Source organism: Streptococcus sp. 5004, from assembly GCF_013276755.1.
Classification (GTDB): Bacteria; Bacillota; Bacilli; order Lactobacillales; family Streptococcaceae; genus Streptococcus.
The window spans coordinates 1-15993 of sequence record NZ_VMLP01000026.1 but is presented as its reverse complement, the minus strand read 5'-3'; the positions used below and the strand labels follow the sequence as shown (position 1 = coordinate 15993).

15 protein-coding genes and 1 pseudogene are annotated in these 15993 nt (G+C 40.2%); all 16 read left to right on the top strand.

Annotation, left to right across the window (positions count from 1 at the left end; genetic code table 11):
* Nucleotides 1-67: 67 nt before the first annotated feature.
* On the top strand, nucleotides 68-697 hold the full coding sequence (upp, locus tag HT685_RS08505; RefSeq protein WP_000515974.1) for a uracil phosphoribosyltransferase: 630 nt from the start codon (nucleotides 68-70) through the stop codon (nucleotides 695-697).
* A 173-nt stretch (nucleotides 698-870) separates the two neighbouring features.
* The gene (gene clpP, locus HT685_RS08500; RefSeq protein ID WP_000613475.1) at nucleotides 871-1461 is read left to right on the top strand and encodes an ATP-dependent Clp protease proteolytic subunit ClpP; all 591 of its coding nucleotides are present in this window, start codon (nucleotides 871-873) and stop codon (nucleotides 1459-1461) included.
* Between the two features lie 78 nt (nucleotides 1462-1539).
* A complete protein-coding gene (locus HT685_RS08495; RefSeq protein WP_050223575.1) occupies nucleotides 1540-1806 on the top strand; it encodes a YlbG family protein in 267 nt (88 codons plus the stop codon).
* An 84-nt stretch (nucleotides 1807-1890) separates the two neighbouring features.
* Nucleotides 1891-3051 (top strand): ABC transporter substrate-binding protein, encoded by a 1161-nt coding sequence (locus HT685_RS08490; protein ID WP_173225327.1) that lies wholly within the window; start codon nucleotides 1891-1893, stop codon nucleotides 3049-3051.
* Nucleotides 3052-3317: 266 nt separating this feature from the next.
* Nucleotides 3318-4187, top strand: a complete 870-nt coding sequence (locus HT685_RS08485) for a branched-chain amino acid ABC transporter permease (RefSeq protein ID WP_000941427.1) — start codon at nucleotides 3318-3320, stop codon at nucleotides 4185-4187.
* Nucleotides 4188-4190: 3 nt separating this feature from the next.
* Nucleotides 4191-5147 (top strand): branched-chain amino acid ABC transporter permease, encoded by a 957-nt coding sequence (locus tag HT685_RS08480; RefSeq protein WP_000662290.1) that lies wholly within the window; start codon nucleotides 4191-4193, stop codon nucleotides 5145-5147.
* Nucleotides 5147-5911, top strand: a complete 765-nt coding sequence (locus HT685_RS08475) for an ABC transporter ATP-binding protein (protein WP_172923546.1) — start codon at nucleotides 5147-5149, stop codon at nucleotides 5909-5911. Before HT685_RS08480 ends, HT685_RS08475 begins: the two co-directional genes overlap by 1 nt.
* A complete protein-coding gene (locus HT685_RS08470) occupies nucleotides 5911-6621 on the top strand; it encodes an ABC transporter ATP-binding protein (protein WP_050091862.1) in 711 nt (236 codons plus the stop codon). The genes HT685_RS08475 and HT685_RS08470 overlap by 1 nt, the downstream gene beginning before the upstream one ends.
* A 467-nt stretch (nucleotides 6622-7088) precedes the next feature.
* A complete protein-coding gene (locus HT685_RS08465; RefSeq protein WP_172923547.1) occupies nucleotides 7089-7745 on the top strand; it encodes a CBS domain-containing protein in 657 nt (218 codons plus the stop codon).
* A gap of 107 nt (nucleotides 7746-7852) precedes the next feature.
* Nucleotides 7853-8948, top strand: a protein-coding gene (gene prfB, locus HT685_RS08460; protein ID WP_172923548.1) for a peptide chain release factor 2 whose coding sequence is annotated in 2 segments (ribosomal slippage) — nucleotides 7853-7924 and nucleotides 7926-8948 — 1095 coding nt in all. Because the reading frame shifts where the segments join, the coding sequence is not laid out codon by codon here.
* Between the two features lie 17 nt (nucleotides 8949-8965).
* Nucleotides 8966-9658, top strand: a complete 693-nt coding sequence (gene ftsE, locus HT685_RS08455) for a cell division ATP-binding protein FtsE (protein WP_000022265.1) — start codon at nucleotides 8966-8968, stop codon at nucleotides 9656-9658.
* Nucleotides 9651-10577, top strand: coding sequence for a permease-like cell division protein FtsX (gene ftsX, locus HT685_RS08450; RefSeq protein ID WP_000625541.1), 927 nt, complete (start codon nucleotides 9651-9653; stop codon nucleotides 10575-10577). The genes ftsE and ftsX overlap by 8 nt, the downstream gene beginning before the upstream one ends.
* A gap of 406 nt (nucleotides 10578-10983) precedes the next feature.
* The gene (locus tag HT685_RS08445) at nucleotides 10984-13164 is read left to right on the top strand and encodes a PTS transporter subunit IIBC (protein WP_173225330.1); all 2181 of its coding nucleotides are present in this window, start codon (nucleotides 10984-10986) and stop codon (nucleotides 13162-13164) included.
* A gap of 51 nt (nucleotides 13165-13215) precedes the next feature.
* Nucleotides 13216-14031, top strand: coding sequence for an endonuclease/exonuclease/phosphatase family protein (locus HT685_RS08440; protein ID WP_172923551.1), 816 nt, complete (start codon nucleotides 13216-13218; stop codon nucleotides 14029-14031).
* Nucleotides 14032-14383: 352 nt separating this feature from the next.
* The gene (locus tag HT685_RS08435) at nucleotides 14384-15727 is read left to right on the top strand and encodes a DEAD/DEAH box helicase (protein ID WP_173226759.1); all 1344 of its coding nucleotides are present in this window, start codon (nucleotides 14384-14386) and stop codon (nucleotides 15725-15727) included.
* Between the two features lie 184 nt (nucleotides 15728-15911).
* A pseudogene (locus HT685_RS08430) lies at nucleotides 15912-15993 on the top strand (IS200/IS605 family transposase); the annotation flags it as partial.

Below are 15993 nucleotides of genomic sequence, written 5' to 3'. Positions count from 1 at the left end.
TTAGAAAGATTTTTAAACCGTTTTTTGGTATAATAAGAAGAATAAATTGAAAGAAGGAATTCCAAAAATGGGAAAAATTGAAGTTATAAATCATCCACTGATTCAACACAAATTGTCAATCTTGCGTCGTACAGATACTTCTACAAAAGCTTTTCGTGAGCTAGTAGATGAGATTGCAATGTTGATGGGGTATGAAGTACTTCGTGATCTTCCACTAGAAGATGTGGAAATCGAAACACCAATTACAAAAACAGTTCAAAAACAATTGGCTGGTAAGAAATTGGCCATCGTTCCAATCTTGCGTGCAGGTATCGGGATGGTTGATGGTCTCTTGAGCTTGGTTCCAGCTGCCAAAGTTGGCCATATCGGTATGTACCGTGATGAAGAAACGCTTCAACCAGTTGAATACTTGGTGAAATTGCCTGAGGACATTGACCAACGTCAAATTTTTGTGGTAGACCCAATGTTGGCAACAGGTGGATCAGCGATCTTGGCTGTTGACTCGCTTAAAAAACGTGGCGCATCAAATATTAAATTTGTCTGCCTTGTATCTGCTCCAGAGGGTGTAAAAGCCCTTCAAGAAGCTCATCCAGATGTAGAAATCTTTACAGCTGCCTTGGATGAACGTTTGAACGAACACGGTTATATCGTTCCAGGTCTTGGAGATGCTGGAGACCGCTTGTTCGGTACAAAATAAGATCGAAAAGAAGAATGACTTGGAAAAGTATTTCCAGTCACGAAAGGAGGTTGGGTTTTTGTTTCTGTCTAATGAAAGCAGAGCAAAAGTTTGACCTTTTTTGACCAAGATATTATAATAGTCTTATCTTCAGTCATTTGACCAACAAAAATAAAACTCAAAAGGAGAAATAAATGATTCCTGTAGTTATTGAACAAACAAGCCGTGGAGAACGTTCTTACGATATTTACTCACGTCTTCTCAAAGACCGCATCATTATGCTGACTGGTCCAGTTGAAGACAACATGGCCAACTCTGTTATTGCCCAATTGCTTTTCTTGGATGCCCAAGATAGTACAAAAGATATTTACCTTTATGTCAATACACCTGGTGGTTCCGTTTCAGCTGGTTTGGCAATCGTTGATACTATGAACTTTATCAAGGCAGATGTTCAAACCATCGTTATGGGTATGGCCGCATCTATGGGGACGGTCATTGCATCAAGTGGAGCAAAAGGTAAACGCTTCATGCTTCCAAATGCAGAGTATATGATTCACCAACCAATGGGTGGTACAGGTGGTGGTACCCAACAGACTGATATGGCGATCGCTGCAGAACATTTGCTTAAAACTCGTAATACCTTGGAAAAAATCTTGGCTGAAAATTCAGGTCAGTCAATCGAAAAAGTCCACGCAGATGCAGAACGCGATAACTGGATGAGTGCCCAAGAAACACTTGAATATGGCTTTATTGATGAAATCATGGCCAACAATTCATTGAACTAATGATGAAAGAAGGCAAACTCGACTGGGTTTGCTTTTTTTGGTATAATAGGGAGAGAGTTCTTAGAAAGAGGATTTATCATGTTTGAAAAAGTCAATCGCTCTGGCTTGATTATCTATCTTTACTATAATCGTGATGCCAAAAAATTGCAGGATTATGGAGATATTACCTATCATTCCAAGAAACATCGTTACTTACAACTCTATGTTCCAACTCAAGAAGTGGAGCAATTGGTCGGGCGCTTGAGCAAGGAAAAGTTTATAAAAAAAGTCAGAGTTTGTCATATCCAAGAGCTGGAAACACCCTTTGTGGGCAATCTTTATCGAGAGGAAAACGTTATCAGATAAAAATTTAAAGAAAAGTGTTGACAATTTTCTGATAATTCGGTATATTCTTAACAGACTATTTAAGAAATAAGGAGACAAAAAAAGATGAAGAAAAAATTTGCCCTATCCTTTGTGGCGCTTGCAAGTGTAGCACTTCTTGCAGCCTGTGGAGAAGTAAAGTCTGGAGCAGTCAACACTGCTGGTAACTCAGTAGAGGAAAAGACAATCAAAATCGGATTTAACTTCGAAGAAACTGGTGCCGTAGCAGCCTACGGAACATCTGAACAAAAAGGTGCCCAACTTGCTGTTGACGAAATCAATGCTGCAGGTGGTATCGATGGAAAACAAATCGAAGTAGTCGATAAAGATAACAAGTCTGAAACAGCTGAGGCTGCTTCAGTAACAACTAACCTTGTAACCCAATCTAAAGTATCAGCAATCGTAGGACCTGCGACATCTGGTGCAACTGCAGCTGCGGTAGCGAACGCTACAAAAGCAGGTGTTCCATTGATTTCGCCAAGTGCGACTCAAGATGGATTGACTAAAGGTCAAGATTACCTCTTTATCGGAACTTTCCAAGATAGCTTCCAAGGAAAAATTATCTCAAACTATGTTTCTGAAAAATTAAATGCTAAGAAAGTTGTTCTTTACACTGACAATGCCAGTGACTATGCTAAAGGGATTGCTAAAGCCTTCCGCGAATCATACAAGGGTGAGATCGTTGCAGATGAAACTTTCGTAGCAGGTGACACAGACTTCCAAGCAGCCCTTACAAAAATGAAAGGGAAAGATTTTGATGCTATCATCGTTCCTGGTTACTATACTGAAGCTGGTAAAATTGTAAACCAAGCGCGTGGTATGGGAATTGACAAACCAATCGTTGGTGGTGATGGATTCAACGGTGAAGAGTTTGTACAACAAGCAACTGCTGAAAAAGCATCAAACATCTACTTTATTTCAGGCTTCTCAACTACTGTAGAAGTTTCAGCTAAAGCAAAAGCCTTCCTTGATGCATACCGTGCTAAGTACAATGAAGAGCCTTCAACATTTGCAGCCTTGGCTTATGACTCAGTTCACCTTGTAGCAAATGCAGCAAAAGGTGCTAAAAACTCAGGTGAAATCAAGGATAATCTTGCTAAAACAAAAGATTTTGAAGGTGTAACTGGTCAAACAAGCTTCGATGCGGACCACAACACAGTCAAAACTGCTTACATGATGACCATGAACAATGGTAAGGTTGAAGCAGCAGAAGTTGTAAAACCATAATAGAAAATGTTGAAATAGGGAATGAGCCTCGGACTCACTCCCTGTTTCGGTGTTTAATACTCTTTGAAAATCTCTTCAAACTGCGTCAACGTCGTCTTGGATTATATATGTGACTGACTTCATCAGTCTTATCTACAACCTCAAAGCAGTGCTTTGAGCAACCTGCGGCTAGTTTTCTAGTTTGCTCTTTGATTTTCATTGAGTATAAGAACCTATCAAAAAGTGAGGGGAAACTCTCAAAATTATAAATAGAAAGAGTGAATCTTATGCTCCAACAACTAGTAAATGGTTTGATTCTAGGTAGTGTTTATGCGCTGTTAGCTCTAGGATATACCATGGTTTACGGAATTATCAAGCTCATCAACTTCGCCCACGGTGATATTTATATGATGGGAGCCTTTATCGGTTATTTCTTGATCAATTCTTTCCAAATGAATTTCTTTGTAGCGCTTATTGTAGCTATGCTAGCGACAGCTATTCTTGGTGTCGTGATTGAGTTCCTTGCTTACCGACCTTTGCGTCACTCTACTCGTATTGCTGTTTTGATTACAGCTATTGGGGTTTCTTTCCTATTGGAGTATGGCATGGTCTATCTGGTTGGTGCCAATACTCGTGCCTTCCCTCAAGCGATTCAAACAGTTCGCTATGATCTGGGACCAGTTAGCCTAACAAACGTGCAGTTAATGATTTTGGCCATTTCCTTGATTTTGATGATTTTGTTACAAGTCATTGTCCAAAAGACTAAGATGGGGAAAGCCATGCGTGCAGTATCAGTAGATAGCGATGCGGCGCAATTGATGGGGATCAATGTAAACCGTACTATCAGCTTTACCTTCGCTTTGGGTTCAGCTCTTGCGGGTGCAGCTGGTGTTCTGATTGCCCTCTATTATAACTCTCTTGAGCCTTTGATGGGGGTTACTCCAGGTCTTAAGTCTTTCGTTGCCGCAGTACTTGGTGGTATCGGAATCATTCCTGGTGCGGCTCTTGGTGGTTTTGTGATTGGTCTATTGGAAACCTTTGCGACAGCCTTTGGAATGTCAGACTTCCGTGATGCCATTGTTTATGGAATTTTGTTGTTGATCTTGATTGTCCGCCCAGCTGGTATCCTTGGTAAAAATGTGAAAGAGAAGGTGTAAGCGATGAAAGAAAATTTAAAAGTTAATATTCTATGGTTACTCCTTTTGTTAGCTGGCTATGGCTTGATTAGTGTACTGGTTTCAGTCGGAGTACTCAACCTATTCTATGTACAGATTTTACAACAAATTGGAATTAATATTATTCTGGCTGTTGGTCTCAACTTAATCGTTGGTTTTTCAGGACAATTTTCACTTGGTCATGCTGGTTTTATGGCGATTGGTGCCTATGCAGCAGCTATTATTGGTTCTAAATCACCAACCTACGGTGCCTTCTTTGGAGCCATGCTTGTAGGGGCTTTACTTTCAGGAGCAGTTGCCTTACTTGTCGGGATTCCAACCTTGCGCTTGAAGGGGGACTATCTTGCGGTAGCGACTCTAGGTGTTTCTGAAATTATCCGTATCTTTATCATCAATGGCGGAAGCCTTACAAATGGTGCAGCAGGTATCTTGGGAATTCCAAACTTTACAACTTGGCAAATGGTTTACTTCTTTGTTGTGATTACAACCATTGCAACCTTGAACTTCTTGCGTAGCCCTATTGGTCGTTCAACCCTCTCCGTTCGTGAGGATGAAATCGCTGCTGAGTCTGTTGGGGTTAATACGACTAAAATTAAAATTATCGCTTTTGTCTTTGGTGCCATTACTGCAAGTATTGCAGGGTCACTTCAGGCAGGATTTATCGGGTCTGTTGTACCGAAAGATTATACATTCATTAACTCAATCAACGTTTTGATCATTGTTGTATTTGGTGGACTTGGTTCCATTACAGGTGCCATTGTTTCAGCTATTGTTCTGGGAATTTTGAATATGCTTCTCCAAGATGTTGCCAGCGTGCGTATGATTATTTACGCTTTGGCCTTGGTCTTGGTAATGATTTTCAGACCAGGTGGACTTCTTGGAACATGGGAATTGAGCCTATCACGTTTCTTTAAAAAATCTAAGAAGGAGGAACAAAACTAATGGCATTACTTGAAGTAAAACAGTTAACCAAACATTTTGGCGGTCTAACAGCTGTTGGAGATGTGACTCTTGAATTGAACGAAGGGGAACTGGTTGGACTAATCGGTCCAAACGGAGCTGGGAAAACCACTCTTTTCAACCTCTTGACGGGTGTTTATGAACCAAGCGAGGGAACAGTAACCCTAGATGGTCACCTTTTGAATGGAAAGTCACCTTATAAGATTGCTTCTTTGGGACTTGGACGTACATTCCAAAATATCCGTCTCTTTAAAGATTTAACAGTTTTGGACAATGTTTTGATTGCTTTTGGCAACCATCACAAACAACATGTTTTTGCTAGTTTCTTACGCTTACCAGCTTTTTACAAGAGTGAAAAAGAATTAAAGGCTAAGGCTTTGGAATTGTTGAAAATCTTTGATTTAGATGGTGATGCAGAAACGCTTGCTAAAAATCTTGCCTACGGACAACAACGTCGTTTGGAAATTGTTCGTGCCCTCGCTACGGAACCTAAAATTCTCTTCTTAGATGAACCAGCAGCAGGTATGAACCCGCAGGAAACAGCCGAATTGACTGAGTTAATTCGTCGCATCAAAGATGAATTTAAAATTACGATCATGCTGATTGAACACGATATGAATCTGGTCATGGAAGTAACAGAACGCATCTACGTACTCGAATACGGTCGTTTGATTGCTCAGGGAACTCCAGAAGAAATTAAGACCAATAAACGCGTTATCGAAGCTTATCTAGGAGGTGAAGCCTAATGTCTATGTTAAAAGTTGATAATCTTTCTGTGCATTACGGCATGATCCAAGCAGTCCGTGATGTAAGCTTTGAAGTGAATGAAGGAGAAGTCGTTTCCCTTATCGGTGCCAATGGTGCAGGTAAGACAACCATTCTCCGTACCTTGTCTGGTTTGGTTAGACCGAGTTCAGGAAAGATTGAATTTTTAGATCAAGAAATCCAAAAAATGCCAGCTCAAAAAATCGTGGCAGGTGGTCTTTCACAAGTTCCAGAAGGCCGCCACGTCTTTCCTGGCTTGACTGTTATGGAAAATCTTGAAATGGGAGCTTTCTTGAAGAAAAATCGTGAAGAAAATCAAGCTAACTTGAAGAAGGTCTTTTCACGCTTTCCTCGTCTTGAAGAACGGAAGAACCAAGATGCAGCTACTCTTTCAGGAGGAGAACAACAAATGCTTGCCATGGGACGCGCCCTCATGTCAACACCAAAACTTCTTCTTTTAGATGAACCATCAATGGGACTTGCCCCAATCTTTATCCAAGAGATTTTTGATATCATTCAAGACATCCAGAAGCAAGGAACAACCGTCCTCTTGATTGAACAAAATGCTAATAAGGCACTCGCAATCTCTGACCGAGGCTATGTGCTGGAAACAGGAAAAATCGTCCTATCCGGAACAGGAAAAGAACTCGCTTCATCAGAAGAAGTCAGAAAAGCATATCTAGGTGGCTAAAAAGGTCCGGGGGACCTTTTTAGTCGGTGAATAGAGATTGCGAAGCAATCATCAAATCCAGTGGATTGTTTTAGTCGGTGGATGAAGATTACGAAGTAATCATCATTATAGTCCAGTGGACCTTTTTAGTCGGTGGATAAGGATTACGAAGTAATCTTCGCATAGTCTGGGAGACTAGTTTAGGTTGCGGATGGAAATTACGAAGTAATCATCATTATAGTCCAGTGGACCTTTTTAGTCGGCATATTTAGATTGCAAAGCAATATTCATCTACATTGAAAGCTTAATTTCTAATAATTGAAAAAATCGAATGAAACGTTTCTAACCTTCATTCACAGAGCTCGATTTTAGAGCTCTTTTTGCTAGCTTATTCATACTTTTCTGAATTTTGAAAAAGAAATGTAAGCGTTTGATAGATTTACAAAAAGATTGTATAATAGGGATAAGAATAGAAAAGGAGAAGTCTCATGGCAGTTAAAGATTTTATGACCCGCAAGGTAGTGTATATTAGTCCAGATACAACAGTATCTCATGCAGCAGATTTGATGAGAGAGCAAGGGTTGCACCGCTTGCCTGTTATCGAAAATGATCAATTGGTTGGTTTGGTGACTGAAGGAACCATTGCGCAAGCTAGTCCATCCAAAGCAACAAGTCTTTCTATCTATGAGATGAACTATCTTCTGAATAAGACAAAAGTAAAAGATGTCATGATTCGTGACGTTGTCACTGTTTCAGGCTATGCGAGTCTAGAAGATGCAACTTATCTGATGTTGAAAAACAAGATTGGTATTCTTCCTGTCGTAGATAATCATCAAGTATACGGAGTTATTACGGACCGTGACGTTTTCCAAGCCTTTCTTGAAATTGCTGGTTATGGTGAAGAAGGAATTCGTGTGCGCTTTGTTACAGAAGATGAAGTTGGCGTTCTTAGTAAGATTGTTTCTCTAATCGTTGAAGAAAATTTGAATATCTCTCATATAGTCAATATTCCGCGTAAGGATGGTAAGGTGATTATCGAAGTTCAAATCGATGGATCAATTGATTTACCAGCCTTGAAAGAAAAATTTGAAGCAAATGGTATTCAAGTGGAAGAAATCACTCGCACTTCAGCAAAAGTCTTGTAAAAAGGGAAGCCCAAAGGCTTCTTTTTTCATAAAAAAGGGATTATAGCAAAAGATGGAAAGAAATGATAAAATATGCTATAATGAAATGATGTAAAAAAGGAGTATTTATGGACATTTCAGTAATCCGTCAGAAAATTGACACAAATCGTGAAAAATTATCTTCTTTCAGGGGGTCTCTTTGACCTAGAAGGTCTAGAGGAAGAGATTGCCATCTTGGAAAATAAGATGACTGAACCTGATTTTTGGAACGATAATATCGCGGCCCAAAAAACGTCGCAAGAATTAAATGAATTAAAAAACACCTACAACACCTTCCACAAAATGGAAGAGTTGCAGGATGAAGTTGAAATTTTATTGGACTTTTTATCTGAAGATGAGTCGGTGCATGAAGAATTGATAACGCAGTTATCCGAACTTGATAAGATGATGACCAGCTACGAGATGACTCTACTCTTGTCAGAACCTTATGACCACAACAATGCCATCTTGGAAATCCATCCAGGTTCTGGTGGTACTGAGGCGCAGGACTGGGGCGATATGTTGCTTCGTATGTATACTCGTTATGGTAATGCTAAAGGCTTTAAAGTGGAAGTATTGGATTACCAAGCAGGTGATGAGGCAGGTATTAAGTCGGTAACCTTATCATTTGAAGGTCCTAATGCCTACGGCCTTCTCAAGTCAGAAATGGGTGTGCACCGTTTGGTGCGAATTTCGCCGTTCGACTCTGCCAAACGTCGTCATACCTCTTTCACATCTGTAGAAGTGATGCCTGAGTTGGACGATACCATTGAAGTGGAAATCCGGGAAGATGACATCAAGATGGATACCTTCCGTTCAGGTGGTGCCGGTGGACAAAACGTCAACAAGGTTTCAACAGGTGTACGTTTAACCCACATTCCAACTGGAATTGTTGTCCAATCAACAGTGGATCGTACCCAGTATGGAAATAGAGATCGAGCTATGAAGATGTTGCAGGCTAAACTCTATCAAATGGAGCAAGAGAAGAAAGCTGCGGAGGTAGATTCCCTCAAGGGTGAGAAAAAAGAAATCACATGGGGAAGCCAAATTCGTTCTTATGTCTTCACACCTTATACTATGGTAAAAGATCACCGAACTAGCTTTGAGGTTGCTCAGGTAGATAAGGTTATGGACGGGGACCTAGATGGTTTTATCGATGCCTATCTCAAGTGGCGCATTAGCTAAGATAGAAAGGAACTCATATGTCAATCATTGAAATGAGAGATGTCGTCAAAAAATACGACAACGGAACGACTGCCCTACGCGGTGTTTCGGTCAGCGTTCAACCGGGGGAATTTGCTTACATCGTAGGACCTTCAGGAGCAGGTAAGTCAACTTTTATTCGTTCTCTGTATCGTGAAGTAAAAATCGATAAAGGAAGCCTATCAGTTGCTGGTTTTAATCTGGTTAAGATTAAAAAGAAAGATGTCCCGCTTCTACGTCGTAGTGTTGGGGTTGTCTTCCAGGATTATAAACTCTTGCCAAAGAAAACGGTCTATGAGAATATTGCATACGCTATGGAAGTAATCGGGGAAAATCGCCGTAATATCAAAAAACGAGTGATGGAAGTTTTGGACTTGGTTGGCTTGAAGCACAAGGTTCGTTCTTTCCCCAATGAACTCTCAGGTGGGGAGCAACAGCGGATTGCGATTGCGCGTGCCATTGTAAATAATCCCAAAGTACTGATAGCCGATGAACCAACAGGAAACCTGGATCCTGACAATTCATGGGAAATTATGAATCTCTTGGAACGGATTAACCTACAAGGGACAACTATTTTGATGGCGACTCATAATAGCCAGATTGTAAATACCTTGCGCCACCGTGTCATTGCCATTGAAAATGGCCGTGTCGTTCGTGACGAATCAAAAGGAGAGTATGGATACGATGATTAGTAGATTTTTTCGCCATTTATTTGAAGCCTTAAAAAGTTTGAAACGAAATGGTTGGATGACAGTAGCTGCTGTCAGTTCAGTCATGATTACTTTGACCTTAGTGGCAATATTTGCTTCTGTTATTTTCAATACAGCGAAACTAGCTACAGATATTGAAAATAATGTCCGTGTAGTAGTTTATATCCGAAAGGATGTGGAAGATAACAGTCAGACAATTGAAAAAGAAGGTCAAACTGTTACAAATAATGACTACCACAAGGTATATGATTCTTTGAAGAACATGTCTACGGTTAAGAGTGTTACCTTTTCAAGTAAAGAAGAACAATATGAAAAATTAACCGAGACAATGGGAGATAACTGGAAAATCTTTGAAGGAGATGCCAATCCTCTCTATGATGCCTATATTGTAGAGGCAAACACTCCAAATGATGTAAAAACTATAGCCGAAGATGCTAAAAAAATTGAAGGTGTCTCTGAGGTTCAAGATGGCGGTGCCAATACAGAAAGACTCTTCAAGTTAGCTTCATTTATCCGTGTTTGGGGACTAGGGATTGCTGCTTTGTTAATTTTTGTCGCAGTTTTCTTGATTTCAAATACCATTCGTATTACCATTATTTCCCGCAGTCGCGAAATTCAAATCATGCGCTTGGTCGGAGCTAAAAACAGTTATATCCGTGGACCGTTCTTGTTAGAAGGAGCCTTTATCGGTTTATTGGGAGCTATCGCACCATCTGTTTTGGTCTTTATTGTTTATCAAATGGTTTACCAATCTGTCAACAAATCGTTGGTAGGGCAAAATCTATCCATGATTAGTCCAGATTTATTTAGTCCTTTGATGATTGCCCTACTATTTGTGATTGGAATTTTCATTGGTTCATTGGGATCAGGAATATCCATGCGCCGATTCTTGAAGATTTAGGTAAAATAATTACTTTTATGAGGAGGTTGTAAAATCTCCTTTTTTGCTACAAGAGTTTTTGAAAAGGGACTTCTAATACTCAATGAAAATCAAAGAGCAAACTAGGTAGCTCGCCACAGGATGCTCAAAATACTGATTTGAGGTTGTAGAAAGTCAGTCACATATATACGGTAAGACGACGCTGACGTGGTTTGAAGAGATTTTCGAAGAGTATAAAGAAGTCTCCCAGAGAAGACTTCTTGATGACTAATTTGAACTTGAAATTTTGCACTGGAAATTTTTTTGAAAAAGTGTAATTTTTTTTATAAAAGCCTTTACAAAAAAAAATAAAGTGGTATAATTAAATCATAAAAGGTGCAAACGTTTTCGTAAAACGTTTGCCTAAATAAAAATAAAGGAGATTTGAATGATGAAAGATACATTCAAAAATGTCTTGTCTTTCGAATTTTGGCAAAAATTCGGTAAGGCTTTGATGGTGGTTATCGCGGTTATGCCGGCTGCTGGTTTGATGATTTCAATCGGTAAGTCTATCGTGATGATTAACCCAACCTTTGCACCACTTGTTATTACTGGTGGTGTACTAGAACAAATCGGTTGGGGGGTTATCGTTAACCTTCATATCTTGTTCGCCCTAGCCATTGGAGGTAGCTGGGCTAAAGAACGTGCTGGTGGTGCTTTCGCCGCTGGTCTTGCCTTTATCCTAATCAACCGTATCACTGGTACAATCTTTGGTGTATCAGGAGATATGTTGAAAAATCCAGAAGCTATGGTAACAACTCTCTTTGGTGGATCAATCAAAGTTGCTGATTACTTCATTAGTGTTATGGAAGCTCCAGCACTTAACATGGGTGTATTCGTAGGGATTATTTCTGGTTTTATTGGAGCAACTGCTTACAATAAATACTATAACTTCCGTAAGCTTCCTGATGCACTTTCATTCTTTAACGGAAAACGTTTTGTACCATTTGTAGTTATTCTTCGTTCAATAATTGCTGCAATTGTACTTGCTGCTTTCTGGCCACTTGTGCAAACTGGTATCAATAGCTTTGGTATCTGGATTGCCAACTCACAAGAAACTGCTCCAATCCTTGCACCATTCTTGTATGGTACATTGGAACGTTTGCTCTTGCCATTTGGTCTTCACCACATGTTGACTATCCCAATGAACTACACAGCTCTTGGTGGTACTTATGATGTCTTAACTGGTGCAGCTAAAGGTAGTCAAGTATTTGGTCAAGATCCACTTTGGCTTGCATGGGTAACAGACCTTGTAAACCTTAAAGGTACTGATGCTAGTCAATACCAACACTTGTTAGATACAGTACATCCAGCTCGTTTCAAAGTTGGACAAATGATCGGTTCATTCGGTATCTTGATGGGTGTGGTTGTGGCTATCTACCGTAATGTTGATGCTGACAAGAAACACAAATACAAAGGTATGATGATTGCGACAGCTCTTGCAACATTCTTGACAGGGGTTACTGAACCAATCGAATACATGTTCATGTTTGTAGCAACACCTATGTATCTTGTTTACTCACTTGTTCAAGGTGCTGCCTTCGCTATGGCTGACGTAGTAAACCTACGTGTCCACTCATTCGGTTCAATCGAGTTCTTGACTCGTACACCACTAGCAATTAATGCTGGTATCGGTATGGATATCATTAACTTCGTTTGGGTAACTGTTCTCTTTGCCGTAATCATGTACTTTATCGCAAACTTCATGATTCAAAAATTCAACTACGCAACTCCAGGGCGTAACGGAAACTACGAAACTGCTGAAGGTTCAGAAGAGTCTAGTAGCGAAGTAAAAGTTGCAGCAGGCTCTCAAGCTGTAAACATTATCAACCTTCTTGGTGGACGTGCAAACATCGTTGATGTTGACGCATGTATGACTCGTCTTCGTGTAACTGTTAAAGATGCAGATAAAGTAGGAAATGCAGAGCAATGGAAAGCAGAAGGAGCTATGGGTCTTGTCATGAAAGGACAAGGGGTTCAAGCTATCTACGGTCCAAAAGCAGACGTATTGAAATCTGATATCCAAGATATCCTTGATTCAGGTGAAATCATTCCTGAAACTCTTCCAAGCCAAATGACTGAAGCACAACAAAACACTGTTCACTTCAAAGGTCTTACTGAGGAAGTTTACTCAGTAGCAGACGGTCAAGTTGTTGCTTTGGAACAAGTAAAAGATCCAGTATTTGCTCAAAAAATGATGGGTGATGGATTTGCAGTAGAACCAGCAAATGGAAATATCGTATCTCCAGTTTCAGGTACTGTATCAAGCATCTTCCCAACAAAACATGCTCTTGGTATTGTGACTGAAGCAGGTCTTGAAGTATTGGTTCACATTGGTTTGGACACAGTAAGTCTTGAAGGTAAACCATTTACAGTTCATGTTGCTGAAGGACAAAAAGTTGCAGCAGGAGATCTCCTTGTCACAGCTGACTTGGATGCTATCCGTGCAGCAGGACGTGAAACTTCAACAGTAGTTGTCTTCACAAATGGTGATGCAATTAAATCAGTTAAATTAGAAAAAACAGGTTCTCTTGCAGCTAAAACAGCAGTTGCTAAAGTAGAATTGTAATATACTTGAGGTTGGAAGCTGTATTCCAACCTCTTATTTTGGGAGAAAAGCATGAAATTTTTAACACTCAATACTCACAGTTGGATGGAAAAAGAAGCAGAGGAAAAATTCCAGATTTTGCTTGAGGATATTCTTGAAAAAGACTATGATTTGATTTGTTTCCAAGAAATCAATCAGGAGATCACATCGCCAGAGGTGGAGGTCAATGATCTTTATCAAGCTTTGCCAGCAGCTGAGCCTATTCACCAAGATCACTATGTTAGACTCTTGGTTGAAAAGTTGTCTGAGCAAGGGAAAAATTACTACTGGACCTGGGCCTATAACCATATCGGTTATGATCGCTACCACGAAGGTGTAGCTATCTTGTCTAAAACACCTATTGAAGCCAGAGAAATTTTGGTTTCAGATGTGGATGATCCAACAGACTATCATACTCGCCGTGTTGCCTTGGCTGAAACTGTAGTTGATGGTAAGGAGCTTGCAGTTGCAAGTGTCCACCTTTCTTGGTGGGATAAAGGTTTCCAAGAAGAATGGGCACGATTTGAAGCTGTCTTGAAAGAATTGAATAAGCCACTTTTGCTAGCTGGAGATTTCAACAACCCAGCCGGTAAGGAAGGCTACCAAGCTATTTTAGCTAGTCCATTGGGCTTACAAGACGCTTTTGAAGTTGCTCAAGAGAAAAGTGGTAGCTATACTGTTCCACCAGAAATAGATGGATGGAAAGGGAACACTGAACCCCTTCGAATCGACTATGTTTTTACTACCAAAGAGTTAGAGGTAGAAAATTTACATGTTGTATTTGATGGTAACAATAGTCCGCAAGTCAGTGATCACTATGGCTTGAGTGCTATTTTAAACTGGAAATAATAACTGATACTCTTCGAAAATCAAATTCAAACCACGTCAACGTCGCCTTGCCGTATTCAAGTACAGCCTGCGGCTAGTTTCCTAGTTTGATCTTTGATTTTCATTGAGTATGAAAAGAGGTTGGGATTATAAAATTCCAGCCTTTTTCTTATTAGAGAAGCTACTGGAAATCGCCTAATACTCTTCGAAAATCAAATTCAAACCACGTTAGCTTTACCTTGCCGTACTCAAGTACAGCCTGCGGCTAGCTTCCTAGTTTGCTCTTTGATTTTCATTGAGTATAAATGAGTGAGGCTACTGAAATGGAATAAAATGTGGTATAATTGATAAGATAGATAGAATCGAGGATATTATGTCATTTACGAAATTTCAATTTAAAAACTATATTAGAGAAGCCTTGCAGGAGTTGAAATTTACAACTCCAACAGAGGTACAAGATAAGTTGATTCCCATTGTCTTGGCAGGCAGAGATTTGGTTGGAGAATCAAAAACAGGTTCAGGTAAGACTCATACTTTCTTGTTACCGATTTTCCAGCAATTAGATGAATCTAGCGATAGTGTACAAGCAGTAATCACTGTACCTAGCCGTGAGTTGGCTACTCAAATTTATCAAGCAGCTCGTCAGATTGCAACCCACTCAGAAGTGGAAGTTCGTGTGGTTAATTATGTGGGTGGTACGGATAAGGCTCGTCAGATTGAGAAATTGGCAAGCAATCAGCCTCATATTGTTATTGGAACACCAGGCCGTATTTACGACTTGGTTAAATCCGGTGATTTGGCTATTCACAAGGCCAAGACCTTTGTTGTTGATGAAGCAGACATGACCTTGGATATGGGATTCTTGGAAACTGTTGATAAGATTGCTGGCAGTCTTCCAAAAGACTTGCAATTCATGGTCTTCTCAGCGACTATTCCACAAAAACTGCAACCATTCTTGAAAAAATACTTGTCAAATCCTGTCATGGAGAAAATCAAGACCAAAACGGTCATTTCTGATACCATTGATAATTGGTTGATTTCTACTAAGGGACGTGATAAGAATGCTCAAATTTACCAGTTGACTCAGTTGATGCAGCCTTATTTGGCAATGATTTTTGTCAATACTAAGACACGTGCTGATGAATTGCATTCATATCTGACTGCTCAAGGATTGAAGGTAGCGAAGATTCATGGAGATATTGCCCCTCGTGAGCGCAAGCGTATTATGAATCAGGTGAAAAATCTGGATTTTGAGTACATTGTCGCAACAGATTTGGCAGCGCGTGGAATTGACATTGAAGGTGTCAGCCATGTCATCAATGATGCCATTCCGCAAGACTTGTCTTTCTTTGTACACCGTGTTGGTCGTACCGGACGCAATGGCCTACCAGGTACAGCTATTACCCTTTATCAGCCAAGCGATGACTCGGATATCCGTGAGTTGGAGAAATTAGGAATTAAATTTACTCCGAAGATGGTCAAAGACGGGGAATTTCAAGATACCTATGACCGTGATCGTCGTGCCAACCGTGAGAAAAAACAAGATAAGCTTGATATCGAAATGATTGGTCTGGTTAAAAAGAAAAAGAAAAAAGTCAAACCGGGTTATAAGAAGAAAATTCAATGGGCGGTTGATGAAAAGCGCCGCAAAACCAAGCGTGCAGAAAGTCGTGCTCGCGGTCGTGCAGAGCGTAAAGCTAAACGCCAAACATTTTAATAGAAAAGTTGGAGTACTGAGCTCCAACTTTTTTTTATGTGACTTTCAGTCCGTCTCGCTCCGTTAGGTGCGAGACAAAAAAACCACTCGCTATGCGGGTGCGCGTCGAAGGTTATACCCCAAAAACTCCGAACGCGATACAATAAAGGTGTTCAAGTCAATTGTAAAGCGAAAGGAGAAAAATATGGCACAAAAGGCTCATAGTTTATCGCACACAAAGTGGCATTGTAAGTATCACATTGTGTTCACCCCTAAAGAAAGACGAA

Bases quoted from the DNA above. Each gene is read 5' to 3' on its own strand.
- upp (WP_000515974.1), top strand. From the start codon at position 68: ATGGGAAAAATTGAAGTTATAAATCATCCACTGATTCAACACAAATTG.
- clpP (WP_000613475.1), top strand. From the start codon at position 871: ATGATTCCTGTAGTTATTGAACAAACAAGCCGTGGAGAACGTTCTTAC.
- HT685_RS08495 (WP_050223575.1), top strand. From the start codon at position 1,540: ATGTTTGAAAAAGTCAATCGCTCTGGCTTGATTATCTATCTTTACTAT.
- HT685_RS08490 (WP_173225327.1), top strand. From the start codon at position 1,891: ATGAAGAAAAAATTTGCCCTATCCTTTGTGGCGCTTGCAAGTGTAGCA.
- HT685_RS08485 (WP_000941427.1), top strand. From the start codon at position 3,318: ATGCTCCAACAACTAGTAAATGGTTTGATTCTAGGTAGTGTTTATGCG.
- HT685_RS08480 (WP_000662290.1), top strand. From the start codon at position 4,191: ATGAAAGAAAATTTAAAAGTTAATATTCTATGGTTACTCCTTTTGTTA.
- HT685_RS08475 (WP_172923546.1), top strand. From the start codon at position 5,147: ATGGCATTACTTGAAGTAAAACAGTTAACCAAACATTTTGGCGGTCTA.
- HT685_RS08470 (WP_050091862.1), top strand. From the start codon at position 5,911: ATGTCTATGTTAAAAGTTGATAATCTTTCTGTGCATTACGGCATGATC.
- HT685_RS08465 (WP_172923547.1), top strand. From the start codon at position 7,089: ATGGCAGTTAAAGATTTTATGACCCGCAAGGTAGTGTATATTAGTCCA.
- ftsE (WP_000022265.1), top strand. From the start codon at position 8,966: ATGTCAATCATTGAAATGAGAGATGTCGTCAAAAAATACGACAACGGA.
- ftsX (WP_000625541.1), top strand. From the start codon at position 9,651: ATGATTAGTAGATTTTTTCGCCATTTATTTGAAGCCTTAAAAAGTTTG.
- HT685_RS08445 (WP_173225330.1), top strand. From the start codon at position 10,984: ATGATGAAAGATACATTCAAAAATGTCTTGTCTTTCGAATTTTGGCAA.
- HT685_RS08440 (WP_172923551.1), top strand. From the start codon at position 13,216: ATGAAATTTTTAACACTCAATACTCACAGTTGGATGGAAAAAGAAGCA.
- HT685_RS08435 (WP_173226759.1), top strand. From the start codon at position 14,384: ATGTCATTTACGAAATTTCAATTTAAAAACTATATTAGAGAAGCCTTG.